Annotated in this window: 17 protein-coding genes; 10 read left to right on the top strand and 7 right to left on the bottom strand. The window is 61.1% G+C overall.

Annotation, left to right across the window (positions count from 1 at the left end; translation table 11 throughout):
* Positions 1-57: 57 nt before the first annotated feature.
* A complete protein-coding gene (locus J3D54_RS12330; RefSeq protein ID WP_253418397.1) occupies positions 58-1,137 on the top strand; it encodes an endonuclease/exonuclease/phosphatase family protein in 1,080 nt (359 codons plus the stop codon).
* A gap of 188 nt (positions 1,138-1,325) precedes the next feature.
* Here J3D54_RS12330 and hrpB read toward each other — a convergent pair whose 3' ends face one another.
* Positions 1,326-3,842, bottom strand: coding sequence for an ATP-dependent helicase HrpB (hrpB, locus tag J3D54_RS12325; protein ID WP_253418395.1), 2,517 nt, complete (start codon positions 3,840-3,842; stop codon positions 1,326-1,328).
* Positions 3,843-3,951: 109 nt separating this feature from the next.
* Between hrpB and J3D54_RS12320 the strand changes: the two genes are divergently transcribed.
* Entirely contained in the window at positions 3,952-4,371 is a 420-nt protein-coding gene (locus J3D54_RS12320) for a polyribonucleotide nucleotidyltransferase (protein WP_253418394.1), read from the top strand.
* 29 nt (positions 4,372-4,400) lie between these two features.
* Positions 4,401-5,297, top strand: coding sequence for a cation diffusion facilitator family transporter (locus J3D54_RS12315; protein ID WP_253418391.1), 897 nt, complete (start codon positions 4,401-4,403; stop codon positions 5,295-5,297).
* Here J3D54_RS12315 and J3D54_RS12310 read toward each other — a convergent pair.
* Positions 5,291-6,382 carry a DUF6515 family protein gene (locus J3D54_RS12310; protein ID WP_253418389.1) on the bottom strand — a complete coding sequence of 364 codons (1,092 nt, stop codon included), beginning with the start codon at positions 6,380-6,382 and terminating at the stop codon, positions 5,291-5,293. The genes J3D54_RS12315 and J3D54_RS12310 overlap by 7 nt on opposite strands.
* A 435-nt stretch (positions 6,383-6,817) precedes the next feature.
* Between J3D54_RS12310 and J3D54_RS12305 the strand changes: the two genes are divergently transcribed.
* The gene (locus tag J3D54_RS12305; protein WP_007937367.1) at positions 6,818-7,297 is read left to right on the top strand and encodes an Lrp/AsnC family transcriptional regulator; all 480 of its coding nucleotides are present in this window, start codon (positions 6,818-6,820) and stop codon (positions 7,295-7,297) included.
* 214 nt (positions 7,298-7,511) lie between these two features.
* Entirely contained in the window at positions 7,512-7,721 is a 210-nt protein-coding gene (locus J3D54_RS12300) for a DUF2788 domain-containing protein (RefSeq protein ID WP_007937369.1), read from the top strand.
* On the opposite strand, the gene J3D54_RS12295 is transcribed toward J3D54_RS12300, so the two are convergent.
* From J3D54_RS12295 to J3D54_RS12280, 4 genes are all read right to left on the bottom strand, one after another.
* The gene (locus J3D54_RS12295; protein ID WP_253418386.1) at positions 7,716-8,357 is read right to left on the bottom strand and encodes a pseudouridine synthase; all 642 of its coding nucleotides are present in this window, start codon (positions 8,355-8,357) and stop codon (positions 7,716-7,718) included. The two genes, J3D54_RS12300 and J3D54_RS12295, sit on opposite strands and share 6 nt — an antisense overlap.
* 68 nt (positions 8,358-8,425) lie before the next feature.
* Entirely contained in the window at positions 8,426-9,925 is a 1,500-nt protein-coding gene (amn, locus tag J3D54_RS12290; protein ID WP_253418383.1) for an AMP nucleosidase, read from the bottom strand.
* A gap of 137 nt (positions 9,926-10,062) precedes the next feature.
* Positions 10,063-11,718, bottom strand: a complete 1,656-nt coding sequence (locus J3D54_RS12285) for an acyl-CoA dehydrogenase family protein (RefSeq protein ID WP_253418380.1) — start codon at positions 11,716-11,718, stop codon at positions 10,063-10,065.
* A 96-nt stretch (positions 11,719-11,814) separates the two neighbouring features.
* Positions 11,815-14,172 (bottom strand): hybrid sensor histidine kinase/response regulator, encoded by a 2,358-nt coding sequence (locus J3D54_RS12280; RefSeq protein WP_253418377.1) that lies wholly within the window; start codon positions 14,170-14,172, stop codon positions 11,815-11,817.
* A gap of 280 nt (positions 14,173-14,452) precedes the next feature.
* Here J3D54_RS12280 and J3D54_RS12275 point away from each other — a divergent pair, with 280 nt between their 5' ends.
* The 4 genes from J3D54_RS12275 to J3D54_RS12260 all read left to right on the top strand — a co-directional run bounded on the left by J3D54_RS12275 (position 14,453) and on the right by J3D54_RS12260 (position 17,985).
* The gene (locus J3D54_RS12275; RefSeq protein WP_253418374.1) at positions 14,453-15,250 is read left to right on the top strand and encodes a hydroxymethylpyrimidine/phosphomethylpyrimidine kinase; all 798 of its coding nucleotides are present in this window, start codon (positions 14,453-14,455) and stop codon (positions 15,248-15,250) included.
* 32 nt (positions 15,251-15,282) lie between these two features.
* The gene (thiE, locus tag J3D54_RS12270; protein WP_253418372.1) at positions 15,283-15,906 is read left to right on the top strand and encodes a thiamine phosphate synthase; all 624 of its coding nucleotides are present in this window, start codon (positions 15,283-15,285) and stop codon (positions 15,904-15,906) included.
* Positions 15,907-15,922: 16 nt separating this feature from the next.
* Positions 15,923-17,206, top strand: coding sequence for a glutamate-1-semialdehyde 2,1-aminomutase (gene hemL, locus J3D54_RS12265; protein WP_253418370.1), 1,284 nt, complete (start codon positions 15,923-15,925; stop codon positions 17,204-17,206).
* Between the two features lie 224 nt (positions 17,207-17,430).
* A complete protein-coding gene (locus J3D54_RS12260) occupies positions 17,431-17,985 on the top strand; it encodes a tetratricopeptide repeat protein (RefSeq protein ID WP_007937389.1) in 555 nt (184 codons plus the stop codon).
* A 179-nt stretch (positions 17,986-18,164) separates the two neighbouring features.
* Here the strand turns inward: J3D54_RS12260 and J3D54_RS12255 are convergent, their stop codons facing one another.
* Positions 18,165-18,494 carry a DUF1820 family protein gene (locus tag J3D54_RS12255; protein ID WP_003185742.1) on the bottom strand — a complete coding sequence of 110 codons (330 nt, stop codon included), beginning with the start codon at positions 18,492-18,494 and terminating at the stop codon, positions 18,165-18,167.
* A 134-nt stretch (positions 18,495-18,628) separates the two neighbouring features.
* Here J3D54_RS12255 and miaB point away from each other — a divergent pair, with 134 nt between their 5' ends.
* Positions 18,629-19,957, top strand: coding sequence for a tRNA (N6-isopentenyl adenosine(37)-C2)-methylthiotransferase MiaB (gene miaB / locus J3D54_RS12250; protein ID WP_253418368.1), 1,329 nt, complete (start codon positions 18,629-18,631; stop codon positions 19,955-19,957).
* Positions 19,958-20,070 lie beyond the last annotated feature (113 nt).

Raw genomic sequence — 20,070 nt, 5'->3', positions numbered from 1 at the left:
TTTGGCGCTGCTGTCGGTTATGCTCGGGGTCAATCTTGTAACGCGATAAGCCGAGCCATGCCCCGTCTACTGCGCTACACCCTGCTGGGCCTGCTGATCGCCATCGGCCTGATTGCATTGCTGATCTACAGCCTGACCTGGCGCCCCGACGCCAAGGAAGCGCTGCCGGTCAGTTGCAACGCCCAGGCGCCGACGCTGGTGCCCGGTCAGGCGTTGAAGGTGATGACCTGGAACGTCCAGTATCTGGCCGGCAAGCGCTACGTGTTCTGGAACGACCTGGCCGCAGGAGACGACGAAACCCCTACACCTGAAGACATGGCTTTCAGCCTCGACGAAGTGGCGCGGGTGATTCGCGACGAGCAACCGGACATCGTGCTGTTGCAGGAACTCGATGACGGCGCCAAGGCCAGCGACTACCAGAACCAGTTCAAATTGCTTCAGGATCGGGTCACCGACCTGTATCCATGCACCGCTCAAGCCTTCGACTGGAAAGCCGACTTCGTGCCTGAACCGCACATTTTCGGTAGCGTTGGCCGGCAATTGGCAACCCTGAGCCGCTACCGGATCGAACACGCCGAACGCCTGCAATTACCGGTCGCGCCGGCCAACCTCATCAGCCGTCAGTTCAAACCGAAAAACGCCTTGCTGGTCACGTACCTGCCATTGAACGACGGCGGCCAGATGGCCGTGCTCAACACCCATCTGGACCGCGCCAGCCAGCTCGACGACACCTTGCAAACCCAAGTGACCGCCGTGGCCAAGGTGCTCGACAGTTTCGAAAGCCGCGGCACGCCGTGGTTGATCGGTGGTGATTTCAACCTGCTGCCGCTGGGCCAGTATCAACGCCTGCCCGCCGAGCAACGCACGCCCTACTCTGCCGACAGCGCGCTGCATGTGCTGTGGGACAAATACCCGATGATCCCCACCAATAACGAAGCCAGCGGTATCGACCGGGCGCAATGGTTGACCCATTACCCGAACGATCCCGGCTTGAGCGGGCCGGACCGGACCGTCGACTACCTGTTTTACAGCCCGCGCATCAAACGGGTCGAAGCGCGGGTGCGGCAGGACGATACATTGCGCATTTCCGATCACTTGCCGGTGATTGCGCGGTTTCTGTTGCCGGCCGCGCCTTAAACTCATCTGACACAATGCCAAGCCTTTGTGGCGAGGGGGCTTGCCCCCGTTCGACTGCGAAGCAGTCGTAAAACTGGTTAATGCGGTGTGCCTGACGAAATGAGGTGGCAGGGTTTGGGGCTGCTACGCTGCCCAACGGGGGCAAGCCCCCTCGCCACAGGCCCCTTCGCAACTCTAGGCCGTCGGTATTATTTACGGGGCTTGATCCGCGCGGTTGCCTCGGCCACCAGCGGATCATCCGGCCAGTAGTGCTTCGGATACCGCCCCTTCAAATCCTTCTTCACTTCGGCATACGTACTGCGCCAGAAGTTCGCCAAATCCTGCGTCACCTGCACCGGTCGCCGCGCCGGGGACAACAGATGCAGTTTCACCACTTGCCGCCCACCGGCAATCCGCGGGGTCTCGGCCAGGCCGAACAACTCCTGCAACCGCACCGCCAGAATCGGTGGCTGCTCGCTGTAATCCAGACGAATCGATGAACCCGACGGCACGCTTAAATGATGCGGCGCCAGTTCATCCAGCCGTTGCGGCAGTGGCCACGGCAACAGGTTATGGACGATGCTCGACAAGTCCAGATTGGCGAAGTGACTGAGGCGCGAGACTTTCCCCAGATAGGGCATCAGCCAGTGTTCAAGGCTTTTTAGCAGTGCGGCGTCGCTGACGTCCGGCCATTCGCTCTCGCCTTTGCCCGCGACATCCAACTGACGCAACAACGCCACCCGCGCCTGCCACTGACGCAGCTCCGGGGTCCATGGCAACAGCTCCAGGCCTTTGCGCCGCACCAGATTCACCAGTGCCTGACTGCGAGCGCTTTCGTCGAGCCCGGTCAGCGGTTCGCGACTGAGGATCAACTCGCCGACCTTGCGCTGACGCTCGGCCCGCAGCACGCCTTCGCGCTCATCCCAATCCAATTGATCAACGCAGCGCACCTGTTCGGCCAGCACGGAGTCGAACAGCGCCGGATCAAAATCCGTCGCCAGATAAATCCGTTCTTCACGCTGGCCCTGACGACTGCCCAGATCGGCGATTACCAGCCACGGTTGCTTCATCAGGCTGTCTGCCTCGGCGAACAACGCCGCACGACCGTTGGCCAGGCGATATTCAGCACCACCGGCCCGCCGCTGTTGAGCGACCCGATCGGGATAAGCCAACGCCAGCAACGCGCCGAGCCAGCGAGAATGATCCGGATCGCCGACTGGCTCCGACGCTTTGCCCCGCAAATAACCGCGATACTGTCGCGCCAGTTGCCGAGCCCGTTGAACACCGCCCTGCGCACCGCGAGCGGCCCGCTCTTCACCGGATAACAGCACCAGTCGGCTGTGCAGATCCGCGCCAGCGCCACGCAAGATATCGCGCTCACCGAGCAGTGCCGCGACATTACAGGCCATGTCAGCCAGGCCGAGCGCCTGGCCACGCAACAGCAAATGGGCGATCCGTGGATGGGCCGGCAGTTCGGCCATGGCCTGACCGTGACGGGTCAGCGCTTCACCCTCCAGCGCGCCCAAGCGCTCAAGCAGATCCTGGGCCTGTGCATAAGCCGCTGCCGGAGGCACATCGAGCCAAACCAACTGCCCCGGCGTCACGCCCCAACGACCGAGTTGCAAGGCCAGCCCGGCAAGGTCCGCCGAGAGTATTTCCGCACTGGCGTAAGCCGCCAGTTGCTCGTGCTGATCCTGCGACCACAAGCGATAACACACACCGGGCTCCAAACGCCCTGCCCGGCCTGCACGCTGCGTGGCACTGGCTTTGGAGATCCGTTGGGTATCCAGGCGAGTCATGCCGCTGCCGGGGTCGAAACGCGGCACGCGCGCCAACCCGGCATCGATCACCACGCGCACGCCATTGATGGTCAGGCTGGTTTCGGCGATGTTGGTGGCCAGCACCACTTTGCGCTTGCCCGCAGGCGCCGGATCAATCGCCGCGCGCTGCGCCGCCAAGTCCAGTTCGCCGTGCAACGGGCACAGCAACACCGGCGTGCCCTCGCCCAAGGCATAGGCCAATTGTTGATGCACCCGCCGAATCTCCGCCTGCCCCGGCAGGAACACCAGCAGGCTGCCGGTTTCATCGTTCAGCGCGTCGAGGATGGTCTGCACCACCTTTGGCTCGATGAACTCACCGGGCTGAAACGGCCGGCCCCAGCGCATCGCCACCGGGTACATGCGACCTTCACTGCGCAGGATCGGCGCATCATCCAGCAACCCGGCCAGGCGTTCGCCTTCCAGGGTTGCCGACATCAAGAGGATTTTCAGCGGTTGATCGTCGCGGAACAGCTCCCGGCCATTCAGGCTCAGGGCCAGCGCCAGATCGGCATCGAGACTGCGTTCGTGGAACTCGTCAAAAATCAGCAAGCCCACGCCGTCCAGCGCCGGGTCATCCTGCAGGCGCCGGGTGAGGATGCCTTCGGTGACCACTTCGATGCGGGTATTGGGGCCGACCTTGCTGTCGAGACGAATGCGATAGCCCACGGTTTCGCCGACCTTCTCCCCCAATTCACTGGCCAAGCGCTCCGCCGCCGCCCGCGCCGCCAACCGGCGCGGTTCGAGCATCAGAATGGTCTGCCCGGCCAGCCACGGCTCGTCGAGCAAGGCCAACGGCACCCGGGTGGTTTTACCGGCGCCGGGCGGTGCTTCGAGCACGGCTTCATGGCGTGTAGCGAGGGCTTCACGCAGGGCGGGTAAAACTTCATCAATTGGCAAAGAAATCATGCTGGCTCCAAAACAGAGCGACGAGTATAACGGCGAACTGCGTAGCGTTCGTCGCGGTCCTAACTCATACAGACGCCCCTTCGTTTCCAGATGACTCAGGAGATTTAATATGCGTGCTTCCTTTCGCTTGATCGGCGGTGTATTGGTCGCAACCTTGCTGACCCAAATGACCGCCTGCGGTTCGATTTTCTACCCGGATCGTCGCGGCCAGATCGACGGCAAGATCGACCCGGCCATCGCTGCGCTGGATGCCGTGGGCTTGCTTTTCTATATCATCCCCGGCCTGATTGCCTTTGCGGTGGACTTCGCCACGGGTGCCATTTACTTCGAGCCCGGTCGGACCGCCCAGGTGGCCCCGGAAAAACTCAAGGAAGCCATCGGCGCCGACGGCAAGGTCGATAACCACAAGTTGCAGACTATTCTCGAAAGTGAACTGGGCCGCAGCTTCCCGCTGGACGATCCGCGCCTGATCCAGCACAAGGGCAACGCCCAGCAACTGGCTATGTTTGGCCTGCAACCGGCAGCATAATTCGTGCATTTGAAGGAATCACAGCTCTGATGACGACCCCTACCGACCACGCCCGCCTGCTGCGGTTGGCGACGCGCGCCTCGGTGGCGGTCGCGTGCATATTGATTATCGCCAAAGCCATCGCCTGGTGGCTGAGCGGCTCGGTGAGCATGCTCGCCGGGTTGACTGACTCGGCCCTCGACGGCATTAGCTCGCTGCTCAATCTGATGGCCGTGCATTACGCCTTGCGCCCGGCCGACGACGATCATCGATATGGGCACGGCAAAGCCGAATCATTGGCGGGCATGGCTCAGGCGCTATTCATTGGCGGCAGTGCGGTGCTGATTGCCTTGCAGGCGATCGAACGGTTGAAACATCCGGAACCGATAGGCGCTGCGTGGCTCAGCATCGGGGTGATTGTGTTCTCCCTCATCCTGACCGTGGCCCTGCTGATGTTGCAGCACCGGGTAATCAAGGCAACCGGTTCCAGCGCGGTGAGCGCCGACTCCTTGCATTACCGCTCGGACCTGCTGCTCAACGGCGGCATTCTCGTGGCGCTGGTGCTGGCCGGGTTTGGCTGGCAGCAAGTCGACCCTTGGTTCGGTCTGGGGATCGCCGCTTACATCCTCTGGAGCGCAATTCAGATCGCCCGGGAAAGTTTTGCAGTGCTGATGGATGAAGAATTGCCGACTGATGTCAGCCAGCACATGCTCGAACTGGCCTGCAGCGTACCGGGGGTGTTGGGCGCCCACGACTTGCGCACGCGGATTTCCGGTAACCAGTGGTTCGTGCAATTGCATCTGGAATTGCCGGGGGACTTGACCCTGTCAGTCGCCCACGGCATCAGCGATCAAGCCGCCGATGCGATTCATGCCGTCTACCCGCGAGCCGAAGTGCTGGTGCACGCCGACCCGCAGGAAGTGGTAAAGGCCGCCGCGGCTCAGTAACTCACCTGATAGCCGCGACTGCTCAGGCAGTTGCCTTGGGCCTGTCGATAAGCTTGCACCACCGACGGATCGGGTTGGTAGGTGATGGCACGCGGATCGAAACCGCTCTGTTCCACGGCCCAGCGATAACATTCATAACCATCTCGGCTGACTTCCTCCGGCGACTGGCCGTTGGCCGGGTACGCCACCACGTCATAACCATTGCTCACCGGTTGCGGCTGCACGGGCGGTTCGACCACGACGTAATCCTGAGTGCTTTCCTGATAGGCGTAATACGCGCCGGCCGCCAGGAACAGTAGCGCGCCGCCAATCCATACTTCACGGGCGTAATCGGGCAAGTAGCTGACACGAATTCCGCGAGGCGGCTGAACCACCACATAACGCGCGCCTTGCGGACGATACCAGTAGCCACCGGAATAAAAAAAATCCTGGCCACGATACGGCACACGGAAGTGACGCTCCTCCGGGAAGCGGTCGATCACGTACCCCGGACGATACTGCGGGCCGGGGCCCCAGCCAGTGCCGTGCCCCTCCGGGCGACCGGGCCAGCGACGGTCATCGGGATGCGAGTCCCGTCCTCCGGTCTGCCATTGCTGATTGCCATTGTTGCGTCGCGGTTCGTCCTGATAGTAGCCACGCCGAGGCTCTTGGGTCTGGCGCACGGTATCGGGCCGGCCCTGGATTGGCAGATTGTTACTCGGTTGTTGCGGCGCTCGCTCCTGTACGTTGGGGTCGTGCAGTGTACGGTTCTGCCACTGGCCACCCTGAGCGTTTGGATCGTGCAGCTGACGGCTCTGCCACTGGCCGCCCTGATTATTGGACTCGTGCGGCGTACGGTTCTGCCACTGACCGCCCTGATTCTGGTCGTGGCGCTCCAACTGGCGACTGTTGCCGCCACGAATGATTTCGGTGTTCTGCGGGGGTGGCTGATTACTGCCGCCATGGCCCTGGTCATTGCCCCGATGTTCAGGCCCATGTTGCCCGCCATCGGGGCCGCGGTTCTGCGGCTCATCGGCAAGCGATTGCGCAGTGACACTCACACACAGCAAACCAACACCGGCCAAACGCCAGATGCGCGATTTCATGCTTTTCCTCACTGCGGGTTAGGGCCTGTACGTAAGACTGGTAAAGCGCAGGCCGGTTCTGCAACAGGTTATCAGTCACGTAACTTTTTTATTGAGGGCCGGAGAGAAATTCCAGGCAATAAAAAAGGGAGACCCGTCGGCCTCCCCTTGAGAACTTCGTCCGTGCTCGACGCTTATGACGTCGGCTCACCTCACGCCGTCTTCTGGACAGTGTGTAGCTCGGGGGCCGACGCATCCCCGGTGGGGGTGGCGACCGCAGCTGGCCTGATTGGGCGAGCCGCACTGGACTGTTTGTCCGAGCAGTGATTCTGGTAATAAGAATAGGCCCGGAGCGTCGACAGAGGATTGCGAAGATTGCTCAAATAAACATCACTTGCGCAATTTTTAACTCAGGATAGATAATCTGTCGCAATAGTTATGACAAAGGCCTGATTGATGAGCAAACTCGACCGATACGACTTGAGCATTTTGGCGGAATTGCAGCGCGACGCGCGCATCTCCAATCAAGAGCTGGCCGAACGCATCGGCCTGTCGCCTTCGCCTTGCTCGCGGCGGGTCAAGCAACTGGAAGACGACGGCTACATCTCCCGCCAGGTCGCCTTGCTGGACCGCAAGATGCTCGGCCTGAGCCTGACCGCCTACGTGCTGATCGGGATGGACCGCCATACTCCCGAACGTTTCGAGAACTTCGAAGCCGCCATTCGCACTTTGCCGCAAGTGCTGGAATGTAGCCTGGTCACGGGGATGGATGCGGATTATCAGCTCAAGGTGGTGGTGCCGGACATGGATCACTATCAGAAGCTGCTGCTGGGGCATCTCACCCGAATTGAAGGGGTCACGAGTGTGCGGTCGAGTTTTGTGCTGAATCAGGTGCTCAACAGCACTGAACTTCCTCTAACCCATCTGCGCAGCTGAGGACGCCATCGCGGGCAAGCCCGCTCCCACAGGTCATTCGTCGTGCCTGAATCCTGAGGCCGACACAACATCTGTGGGAGCGAGCTTGCTTGCGATAGGGCCGGCACAGGCGACGAATAGCTGCGACACACCGACGCAGGTCCATGCTCCATCAATCTGCCATCGCGTATACTCCCCCCGCCCTTTTTAGCCCCACCCGCGCTGGAGATGTTCGATGGATCCTGCAGTTTTCGAAGAGTGGATGATGACTGGCCTGGTCAGCATTCTGATCATTTTCATGGGTTTCATCGTCTGGGATCTGGCAAAGAAATCCAAAGCCGGGCGCTTCGGTTCGTTCATTCTGTTCTTTGTGCTGGGGCTGGGTGTGGCCGCGTTCGTGATCAAAAGCGTGGTCATCGGCCTGATCGAATCCGGCACGCTATAAACGCGCCGGCACTTCCTTCCACTGGCCCTGATCGAGCCCTTCGATCGACCAGTCGCCAATTCTGACCCGCACCAGACGCAACGTCGGCAAGCCGACCGCCGCGGTCATGCGCCGCACCTGACGGTTGCGCCCCTCGCGAATCACTAACTCCAGCCAACTGGTGGGCACGCTTTTGCGAAAACGCACAGGCGGGTTGCGTGGCCACAGCTCAGGCTCATCAAGCTGCCGCGCCTCGGCGGGCAAGGTCATACCGTCGTTCAATTCAACGCCATCGCGCAAACGCTGCAACTGCTCGGCGGTTGGCACGCCTTCCACTTGCACCCAGTAGGTCTTGGCCAGTTTGTGTTTCGGGTCGGCAATCCGCGCCTGAAGCTGGCCGTCGTTGGTCAGCAGCAACAAGCCTTCGCTGTCACGGTCCAGCCGTCCTGCCGGGTAAATCCCCGGAATCTCGATAAAATCCTTGAGCGTCGCCCGCCCTTCGCCGTCGCTGAATTGCGTCAGCACATCGAAAGGCTTGTTGAACAGAATCAGCTTCGGCTCGGCCGGTGGCGCTTTGGCGACACGGCGCGGGGCTGAAGAGGATGGCGCAGGCTTCACGCCAGGGCGGCGGGAAGCAGGACGAGGTGGACGAGGCATGGCGAAAAGAACATCTAACGGTCAGGGCTGCTAATGCTAGTGCCCTGACCGCTAAATGACCATGACTGTTAGCGGAACGGCGGCTCGTCGAAGCTGCGCAGTTTGCGCGAGTGCAGCGAGTTGAGCTCAGTGCGCAACAGATCCACTGCCTCGATGCCGATCTTCAAGTGCTGGCTGACCGCACGCTCATAGAACGCGTTGGCCGACCCCGGCAGTTTGATTTCGCTGTGCAGCGGTTTATCCGACACACAGAGCAACGTGCCGTATGGCACCCGCAAGCGATAGCCTTGAGCGGCAATGGTGCCGCTTTCCATGTCCACCGCCACGGCGCGGGACAGGTTGATCAGCGGACGCTCCTGCGCCCAGCGCAGTTCCCAGTTACGGTCGTCATAGGTCAGCACGGTGCCGGTGCGCAGGCGCTTCTTCAGCTCGTCGCCCTTCTCACCGGTGATGTTGGCCGCCGCTTGCTGCAACGCCATCTGCACCTCGGCCAGGGCCGGAATCGGGATGTTCGGCGGCACCACCCGATCGAGAATCCCGTCGCGACGCATGTAAGCGTGGGCCAGCACGTAATCGCCAATGGTCTGCGACTGACGCAAGCCGCCGCAGTGGCCGATCATCAGCCAGCAATGCGGACGCAGCACAGCCAAATGGTCGGTGATGTTCTTGGCGTTGGACGGGCCGACGCCGATGTTCACCAAGGTTACGCCATGGCCGTCGCTGGCGATCAGGTGATAGGCCGGCATCTGGTAACGATGCCAGACCACGCCGGCGGCAATCGCCGACGCTTCGCCGTGGTCCATGCTCTTTTCGATGATCACGTTGCCCGGCAACACCATGCGCACAAAACGCGGGTCTTTGCGCAGTTGTTCCAGGCCATGAACGATGAACTGGTCGACGTAGCGGTGGTAGTTGGTCAGTAGAATCCACGGCTGTACATGCCGCCAGTCGCTGCCGGTGTAGTGCACCAGCCGGCGCAGGGAGAAGTCCACCCGCGCGGCATCGAACAGGGCCAATGGCAGCGGGTCGGTGTTTTCCCAATCGTACAAGCCATCGGCGATGCCATCGGTGGCGGCCGACAGATCCGTACTCGGGAACACCCGCGCCAGCACCGCCGCCGTGACGCCGGAGCCGGCCAGTTCATCGCCCTGCTCGACCACGTACGGATAAGGAATGTTCTGCTGGCTGACGCCGACCTCCACGGTCACGGTGAAGTCGTGCATCAACGGGACGAGTTGTTCCAGCAGGTATTTGCGGAAGGCTGCCGGATGAGTGACGGTGACACTGTAGGTCCCCGGCAATTGAACCTTGGCATAGGCGCGAGTGGTCTGTGGAACTTCGCCCTGGCAGAGGTAGGTCAGACGCAACTCGGGATAACGAAACAGCGCCCGCTGTTCAGCATCCGGCTCGACGCGATCCTTGAGATAACGCTTGAGCGCCTGATTCAGCGCTGTGGTTGCACGCTCGTGCAAGACAGCAAGCCGGTCCACGGCTTGCTCGGCGGTTTGAACGACAATAAACGCTTCGGTCACGATCAGCTTCCTGTGTTCTGACTTGCAGACCTTCATCTTGCCTGCATCATCGCTTCACGGGAACCCTGTGGGAGCGGGCTTGCCCGCGATAGCGGTCTATCAGCCAACCTCTCTGTTAAATGTATAACCGCAATCGCGGGCAAACCCGCTCCCACAGGTTTCAGTGGTGTTCATCAAGTCGTGAAACCTTGCGGGGTCGAGCGAGCCACAATCGCCTCCACATCCAGCCCGAGCGGCAACGTTCCATACACCCGGCCGGCCGACCCGAGGCGGCTGGCGATGAAGGCATCGCTGACCGATGCATTCCCGGCCTCCAGCAATAGTTTGGCCTGAAGCCCCAAGGCGATGTCTTCGGTGAGCTGGCGGGCGCGGTATTGAATGTCGTCGGTGTCCTTGAACGCCTTCTGCAACTGGCTGATGTGCGTGGCCAGACGTTTATCGCCATGACCATTGCCCAATTCGCTGAACAGCACATCGAGCACACCCGGCTCTTTCGACAGTGCGCGCAACACGTCGAGGCATTGCACGTTGCCGGAACCTTCCCACGTCGAGTTGACCGGCGCCTCACGGTACAGTCGCGGCAGGATGCTTTCCTCGACATAACCGGCGCCGCCCATGCATTCGGCAGCCTCATTGATCATCGCGGGCGCGCGTTTGCAGATCCAGTACTTGCCCACTGCCGTCACCAATCGAGCGAATTTCGCTTCGTGGTCGTCATCCAGATGATCCAGCGCCCGGCCCATGCGCAGGCTCAACGCCAGGGCGGCTTCGCTTTCCAGGGCCAGGTCGGCCAGCACGTTTTGCATCAAGGATTGTTCGCTGAGCAACTTGCCACCGACCTTGCGGTGGGCGCAGTGATGGCTGGCCTGGGTCAAGGCCTGGCGCATCAGCGCGCTGGAACCGACCATGCAATCGAAGCGGGTCATGGCGACCATTTCGATGATGGTCGGAACGCCCCGGCCCTCTTCGCCGACCATCCAGGCCAGGGCGCCGCGGAACTCCACCTCGCTGGAGGCATTGGACCAGTTGCCGAGTTTGTTTTTCAGCCGCTGTATGTAGAACTGATTGCGCGTGTCATCCGGACGATGACGCGGCAGCAGGAAACAGGTCAAGCCTTTGTCGGTCTGGGCCAGAGTCAGGAAGGCGTCACACATTGGCGCCGAGCAGAACCACTTGTGGCCCACCAGTTCATATGCCTGGCCCGGCCCACCGGCCCCCACTGGATACGCCTTGGTGGTGTTGGCCCGCACGTCGGTGCCGCCCTGTTTCTCGGTCATGGCCATGCCGATGGTGACCCCGGCCTTGTGGGCCATGCCGACATTGCGCGGGTCGTACTCGGTGGCGAGGATTTTCGGCAGCCAGAGTTTGCCCAGATCCGGTTGCAGGCGCATCGCCGGGACGCTGGCGAAGGTCATGGTCAACGGGCAACCGCTGCCAGCTTCAGCCTGACTGTGCAAATACGTCATGGACGCGCGAGCCACATGGGCGCCCGGTTGCGGATCGGTCCAGGGCAACCCTGTCAGACCATGCTCTACCGCCGTGCGCATTAACTGGTGATAAGCCGGATGAAATTCCACCAGGTCGATGCGATGGCCGTAACGGTCATGGCTGACGAACACCGGTTTGTTCTGATTGGCCGCAAACCCGGCTTCCATCAGCGGCCCGCCGGCCAATGCGCCGTAAGCGTCGATCCGCGACTCGGCCCAACCGGCATCGAACCGCCGCGACCACTCCTGCAACGGCAGGTCGATGCGATAGAGATTGGTGCCGTCCAGCGATGGCGGCTGGTTGGTGACTTCGTGGGTTTCGGCGAACTGATGCAGGTTCATGACGGGGCTCCTTTGGTCAGCCAAGGGATGTTCAGTTAAGCACCGCCCCGAGGCCGAACAAAGTGGCATATCTGCCGAACTGTCGGCGCTTTCGCCCTACACCGGACAGAGCACCCGTCGATAGAGCGCCGCCTGCAAATCCTCGAATTTCACCGGTTTGTTCAGGCAGTCGACCAAGGTGTCGCTCGGGCCGTGCACTCGGTCCGCACTCAGGGCAATCATGAACACGGGCAACTCGGCGCAACCTGGCAACGCGCGGATCTGGCGGAAGATGGAGGCGCCGTCCACGGGCGGCAACTGGCAATCGAACACGACCGCGTCAACGGCTTCACACTGCAATTGATCAAGCGCAGCAAGGCCACTGTCTGCGGTGCATACCCGGAACCCAAGCTTGAGCAACATGCCGCGCATCACCAATTGACTGATGCTGTTGTCATCGACCAGCAATACCGTGCACTCCTGGGGCAAGCGCAGGCCGGTGGTTTGCCGGGTGATCGAGGAAGCAGGCACCACCACCGACAGCTCGAATTCGACGTCCAGCTGAAAGCGGCTTCCACGGCCCGGTTCCGAACGGTGACTCAGGCGGCCCCCGAGCAATTCAACCAACTGTCGACAAATCGCCAGGCCAACGCCCAGACCGCCGTACTCACGGGTCATCGAACCGTCGAGCTGGAAGAAGCGCTGGTACAGCGTCGACTCCCCCAAATCGGTAAAACCGATGCCGGTGTCGATCACCGCAAAAGACAGCGCCAGCCGACCAGGCTCAGCCGGCTTACCCGTCACTCGCAGTGCCAGCCCCCCGACCCGGGTGAATTTGATTGCGTTGTCCAACAAGCATTCCAGGCATTGCGCCAGCTTGCCGCTGTCGCCGAACAAACGATCCGGCAACCCGGGCGCTACCTCAACCTTGAAGTCCAGCGACTTGCTTGACGCGTTACCATCAAACTGCTCGCGCAAAGTCTCGACCACACCGCGCAAGCTGAACGCGTCCGGATAGACCTTGAGTTTGCCAGCCTGCAACTCGGTCAGGGTGAGGATGCCGTTGACCATGCGCATCATGTCCCGCGCCGAACCTGCGGCCGTTTGCTGATATTGCTCCAGCTCTGGGTTCATCTCGACGGTCTGCATCAGCTCCAGCGAACCGATCACACCGTTCATGGGCGTGCGCAGTTCGTGGGTCAGGGTGGCGAGGAATTCGTCCTTGAGCCGGTTACTGTGAGCCAGTTGCTGGTTCAGCACTTCGAGCTTCTGGCCGGCGTCGAACAACGTCTGTGCCTGTTGCTCGCGCATCGCGTTGATGCGATCGGCCAAGGCCAGGGACAACAACGCCACTTCGATCGCCGAGCCAATCTGGCTCGCGTACATGGTCAGGAACACGTTGGGCAAATACCCCAACACCATCATCGTGTTGACGACACCACCGAGCAAGAATGCCGACCAGGCAATGATGAAGTAGCGCGCCACCCTCAAGCCACGCCACCAGGCGAAAATCCCGGCAACGAAAATCACCACGGTAAAGACCAGTGCCAACGCCGTCGCCAGACGCAGGGCCAGGGCGTAACTGGTCATCAAAGATAAGCCGACCACCAGCCCGCTGAACGCGATCAGCGCCAATAGCACACGGTCCAGCCAGCGGCTGTGGGTGGCCGTGCGCAGGAAGCTGCGGGCAAACTGGCTGCCGAACAACCCCGAACAGCCAATGAAGAACGGCGTCGCGGCGTTGGCCCACCACGGATTGTTCGGCCAGAAATACTCCACGGCCGCGCCGTTCACTGACAGCTGATACAAGCCGAACGAAGCGATGTAGACAATGTAATAGAGGTAACTGGTGTCGCGCACGCTGAGGAAGATGAACAGGTTGTAGACCAGCATCCCCAGCAACACGCCATAAATCAGCCCCAGCACATAAAGCCGCACGGGCTGCTCTTCGAGGTAAGCAGTGCTCGACCACAAAGTGACGGGCGCCTGAATCGAGCCTTCGCTTTGCAGCCGCAGGTACACGGTTTGCGCCTGTCCGGGCGCAAAGCTCAGACCGAACAGATAGTTGTTCTGACGAATTTCGCGAGTGGCGAACGGCAACGCATCGCCCGTCTGTCGGACCAATTGATAGTCGCCGCCAGCATCGGGCAAGTACAAATCAAGGTGATCGAGGGGCGGATAGGCCAGCTCCAGTAGCCAGGCCCGTTGCGCCGACGGGTTGGTCGGACGGTATTGCAGGTCGATTTTCAGCCAGAACGCCGAACGCGAATAGCCGGCATTGAGGGTGGCTTTATCGTGGGGTTTGAAGTACCCGGCCGCGGCTTGCGCACGAACATCGGCAATGGTCGCTTGACCGCCCGCGTCTTCATAAACCTGCATCGTTCGGCCCAGGGGAAGGCTCTGGGTGAACTCGTCGAATTCGACGGCGCTCGCCAGGAGGGGCAAGCACAGCAGCAACATCAGCAAATAGCGCATTTAAGCCCCAGCGTGGCCTGTCCGGTTCTGTCAGGAAGCCCCCCATTCCTTTTGAGTAGACGTAAAACCGGTATTACCTGTTATTGGTTTGGATCCACTCTAGCATAGCCGCTAGTGGCCATTGAACACCATTGAAATTTCTCCTACAAAGGCTCTAGAACAAGCGTTCCAGCGCTATGTATTGAGTTAGAGCTGTTGGCTACGGGTGGTGAACATCTGTAGCGGCCGCGATGGCTGCCACAACACCCGAAAAACATGTTTGGTGGTAAGCTCGCGCACCATGAATATCTACAGCTCTCGCCCCGTTGTCCTCTGTCTCTCCGGCCACGACCCAAGTGGTGGCGCCGGCTTGCAGGCAGATATCGAAGCCCTGCTCGCTCAGGGTTGCCATGCGGCTCCGGCCGTCACCGCCCTGACCGTGCAAGACACGGTCAACGTCACTGACTTCCGCGTGCTCGATCGCGAGTGGGTACTGGCCCAGGCCAATGCCGTGCTCAACGACTCTGAAGTCGCCGCCGTCAAACTGGGCATGCTCGGTTCCCTGGAAATGGTCGACACCGTGGTCGAACTGCTTTCAGTGCACTCGCATTTGCCGGTGGTCTGCGACCCGGTGCTGCGCGCCGGCGGTGGCGGACGACTGGGCAAGGACGAAGTCGGCTACGCCATGCGCGAACGCTTGCTGCCGTTGTCGATCATCGCCACCCCTAACCTTCCCGAAGCCCGCATCCTCGCCGAACTGCCCGAAGGCACCGCCGACGAATGCGCGGAAAAACTCCTGCCATTCGTCAAACACCTGCTGATCACCGGTGGCCATGGCGACGAACACGAAATCCACAACCGCCTGTACAGCCGCGACGGTCGCCGCGAAACCTTTACCTGCCAGCGCCTGCCCGGCAGTTATCACGGTTCCGGTTGCACGCTGGCCAGCGCCCTAGCCGGTCGTCTGGCCCAGGGTGAACACCTCGTCAGTGCCGTACAGAGCGCGCTTGACTACACTTGGCGCACGCTGCGAGATGCGGAACAGCTGGGCAAAGGCCAGTTCGTGCCCCGCCGCCTGCCGCTGGATTTCTGTTCGTAACTTTCGATGCGTAAAGCGCAGAGGCTTGTCCGATGAAACTACGTGGCCTGTACGCCATTACCGACAGCCAGTTACTGGCCGGTAAATTTCTTTCGTACGTGGAGGCGGCGCTCGAAGGCGGCGTCACCCTGCTGCAATACCGCGACAAAAGCAGCGACGAGGCCCGCCGCCTGCGCGAGGCCGAAGCCCTGCGTGATCTGTGCGAACGCTACAAGACCCAACTGATCATCAATGACGACGCCGAACTGGCCGCGCGCCTGAATGTCGGTGTGCACCTGGGTCAGACTGACGGCCCGTTGATGCCAGTGCGAGCACTGCTCGGGCGTCAGGCGATCATCGGTTCGACCTGCCACGCGCAACTCGAGCTCGCCGAACAAGCCGCCAAGGAAGGCGCCAGTTATGTCGCCTTCGGCCGCTTCTTCAATTCCAACACCAAACCCGGCGCACCGGCGTGCAGCCTCGACCTGCTCGACCAGGCCCGCAGCAAGCTGCACCTGCCGGTCTGCGCGATCGGCGGCATCACCCTGGACAACGCCGCCCCGCTGGTGGCCCACGGCGTTGATCTGCTGGCGGTGGTGCATGGCCTGTTTGGCGCCGAGAGCACGGCTGAAGTGACGCGTCGCGCCCGCGCCTTTAACGAATTGTTCAAATCCTGATTTTGAGAGCCAAATAATGTCTCGTTCCGAAACCCTGTTTGCCAATGCCCAGAAACACATCCCCGGAGGCGTGAACTCGCCTGTTCGTGCGTTCAAGAGCGTTGGCGGCACGCCGTTGTTCTTCAAACACGCCGAAGGCGCCTACGTCACCGACGAAGACGACAAGCGTTATGTGGATTACGTCGGTTCCTGGGGCCCGATGATTCTCGGCCACAGCCACCCGGACGTACTGAACGCGGTGCGCAAGCAGCTGGAGCACGGTCTGTCCTACGGCGCCCCGACCGCGATGGAAACCGAGATGGCCGACCTGGTCTGCTCGATCGTGCCGTCCATGGAAATGGTGCGCATGGTCAGCTCCGGCACCGAAGCGACCATGAGCGCGATCCGTCTGGCTCGTGGTTTCACCGGTCGCGACAGCATCATCAAATTCGAAGGCTGCTACCACGGCCACTCCGACAGCCTGCTGGTCAAGGCCGGTTCCGGCGCCCTTACCCAAGGCGTACCGAGCTCGGCCGGTGTACCGGCGGCGTTCGCCAAGCACACCCTGACCCTGCCATTCAACGACATCGACGCAGTTGAAGCCCTGCTCGCCGAAGTCGGCCAGGACGTGGCCTGCATCATCGTCGAGCCCGTGGCCGGCAACATGAACTGCGTACCACCGGCCCCGGGTTTCCTCGAAGGCCTGCGGACCCTGTGCGACAAGCACGGCGTGGTGCTGATTTTCGACGAAGTGATGACCGGTTTCCGTGTCGCCCTCGGCGGTGCCCAAGCCTATTACGGCGTAACACCCGACCTGAGCACCTTCGGCAAGATCATCGGTGGCGGCATGCCGGTGGGCTGCTTCGGCGGTAAACGCAAAATCATGGAACACATCGCGCCACTGGGCCCGGTCTACCAGGCCGGTACGTTGTCGGGTAACCCGCTGGCGATGGCGGCGGGCCTGACCACGCTGCGCCTGATCAGTCGTCCCGGCTTCCACGCCGAGCTGAGCGACTACACCGGTCGCCTGCTCGATGGCCTGCAACAGCGTGCCGACGCCGCCGGCATTCCGTTCGTGACCACTCAGGCCGGTGGCATGTTCGGTCTGTACTTCAGTGGCGCCGACGACATCGTCACCTTCGATGACGTCATGGCCAGCGATGCGAAGTTGTTTGGACGCTTCTTCCACCTGATGCTCGAAGGCGGCGTGTACCTGGCGCCGAGCGCCTTCGAAGCCGGCTTCACCTCGATCGCCCATGGCGAAACCGAGTTGAAACTGACGCTGGACGCCGCCGAGCGTGCCTTCGCCGCGCTGAAGTAAAGCTACGACGCTGACGTTGGCGTTTGCCAGCGTCAGCTTTCACCTACATGCGTGCCCTTTTTCCTACTCACCTGCCAATAATCGCCCGCAAAGTGGGTGATATAGTCCCCGCGCAGCAGAAAAACGAGTAAAGACTTTGTAAGGTTGGCCCTGCTTATTTCATAATGCGCGCTTATTGGATCCCTCGACGGGTCCGCGCGCCCCTCAGAGGTAAGTCGATTCCCATGAACCGCACCGGCCGCACCCTTGCATTGGGCTGCCTGTTGCTCCTTCAGCCCCTGCTCGCGCTCGCACAAGCAGGCGGCAACTCGTTGTTGATCCCGGCGATGGGTCGCTGCACCCTCAATACTCAGCCGCAAGACCTGACGCAAGCGCTCGCCGCCTGCCAGAAAGCGTCGGATGAAGGGGATGCGCAAGCGCAATACGAGTTGGGTGAGTTCTACTACGAAGGCAAAAACGCGCCGCGCGACCTCAATAAAGCCCTGAGCTACTTCGAAAAGGCCTCGCTGCAAGGCCATGCCCAGGCGCAATTCAAACTCGGCACCATGTTCTTCCATGGCGAAGGCGTACCGGCCAATAACGTTCAGGCGTATATCGTGCTGAAAATGGCCGCAGTCAACGGCGCCGAAGAGGCACTGGATACCGCCGACGAAGTCGCCGAGAAAATGCCCCGCGAAGACCTGGAAGTTGCTACCCAGGTGCTGGGGCAAATTTTCCGTAAATACCTGATGGAATTGCAAAGCGCCGATGGGCGTACGCCGTTTTCGCCACTTCCCTGAATTGAACATGCCCCCCTGTGGCGAGGGAGCTTGCTCCCGCTCGGCTGCGCAGCAGTCGTAAAGTCAGCAGCCGCGGTCTGTCTGGAAGGGATCAGTGACTGAATTCAGGGCCGCTTCGCAGCCCAACGGGGGCAAGCCCCCTCGCCACAACAACCTCCTCCAACCACTAAACCTGCTGCTTACTTCTCAGGCATCGGCATCGGAAACGGCATGACATTGCCGACCGCGCCGCGGGCTTCACTGATTTTCGGCGTGCCGAGGCGTTCGACCTCATCAATGCGCACAATCGAATGCATCGGCACAAAACTGCGCACAACGCCTTCGAACTGAGCCTTGAGCTTTTCTTCGCTCGGATCGACGACCACTTGCGTACGCTCGCCAAAGACGAACTCTTCCACTTCCAGGAAGCCCCACAGATCACTTTGATAGATCTGCTTGGCGTACATTTCGAACACCTGGCCCTGATTGAGGAAAATCACCTTGTAGATTGGAGCTTCACGTTTGGTCATGGTGGGCGGGTAACACATCGGGGATAAAAATGAGGGCGCGAACTATAGCATAGCCACCGGACGCGCAGCGGTAGGAACCTTGGGACATGTTCCCTATAATGTGCGGTTCTTTGAATCACGTGATGACTCTGTCCATGGCCAAGAAGCTTTACATCGAAACCCACGGTTGCCAGATGAACGAGTACGACAGCTCGCGCATGGTCGATCTGTTGGGTGAACACCAGGCCCTGGAAGTCACCGCTCGCGCTGAAGACGCCGACGTGATCCTGCTCAACACCTGCTCGATCCGCGAACGTGCCCAGGACCGGGTGTATTCCCAGCTCGGCCGCTGGCGCGAACTGAAACTGGCCAATCCGGAAATGGTCATCGCCGTCGGCGGTTGCGTGGCCAGTCAGGAAGGCGCGGCCATCCGTGATCGCGCTCCCTATGTCGACGTGGTGTTCGGCCCGCAGACGCTGCACCGTCTGCCGGAAATGATCGACGCCGCGCGCGCTACCAAACTGCCGCAAGTCGATGTCTCGTTCCCGGAAATCGAAAAATTCGACCACTTGCCCGAACCACGCATCGATGGGCCGAGCGCTTACGTGTCGGTCATGGAAGGCTGCAGCAAGTACTGCACCTTCTGCGTGGTGCCTTATACCCGCGGTGAAGAAGTCAGCCGACCGTTCGACGACGTAATTGCCGAGATCATCCACCTGGCCGAAAACGGCGTGCGCGAAGTGACCTTGCTGGGGCAGAACGTCAACGGCTATCGCGGGACCACTCACGATGGTCGCCTGGCCGACCTGGCGGAATTGATCCGCGTGGTCGCCGCTGTCGATGGCATCGACCGGATTCGCTACACCACTTCGCACCCGCTGGAGTTCTCCGACAGCCTGATCCAGGCCCACGCCGACGTGCCGGAACTGGTGAAACACCTGCACTTGCCGGTGCAATCAGGCTCCGACCGAATCCTCGCGGCGATGAAGCGCAACCACACCGCGCTGGAGTACAAGTCCAAACTGCGCAAACTGCGGGCCGCCGTGCCGGGGATCTGCATCAGCTCGGACTTCATCGTCGGTTTCCCGGGCGAGACCGAGAAAGACTTTGAACAGACCATGAAACTGATCGAAGACGTCGGTTTCGACTTCTCCTACTCGTTCGTCTACAGCCAGCGCCCGGGCACCCCGGCCGCCGATCTGGTCGACGAAACGCCGGAAGAGCTGAAAAAAGAACGCCTCAATGCCCTGCAACATCGCCTGAACCAGCAAGGGTTCGAGATCAGCCGACAAATGGTGGGCTCCGTTCAGCGGATTCTGGTCACCGATTACTCGAAAAAAGACCCCGGCGAACTGCAGGGTCGCACCGAGAATAACCGTATCGTCAACTTCCGCTGCGACAATCCGACCCTGATCGGCCAGTTCGCCGACGTGCACATCGACGCCGCGCAACCGCACTCGCTGCGGGGCTCGCTGATCCAGTAATACCTCGTCACCTGTGGGAGCCGGGCTTTTGTGGCGAGGGGGCTTGTCGGAACGCCGCACCGCCCCGTTGGATCGCGAAGCGATCCCGAATATTTTGCGACTGCTTCGCAGTC

This window comes from Pseudomonas sp. GGS8 (assembly GCF_024168645.1).
In the GTDB taxonomy this organism is placed as follows: Bacteria; Pseudomonadota; Gammaproteobacteria; order Pseudomonadales; family Pseudomonadaceae; genus Aquipseudomonas.
Note: the sequence above shows the minus strand (reverse complement) of the source record. Positions and strands in the feature narration are given on the sequence as shown.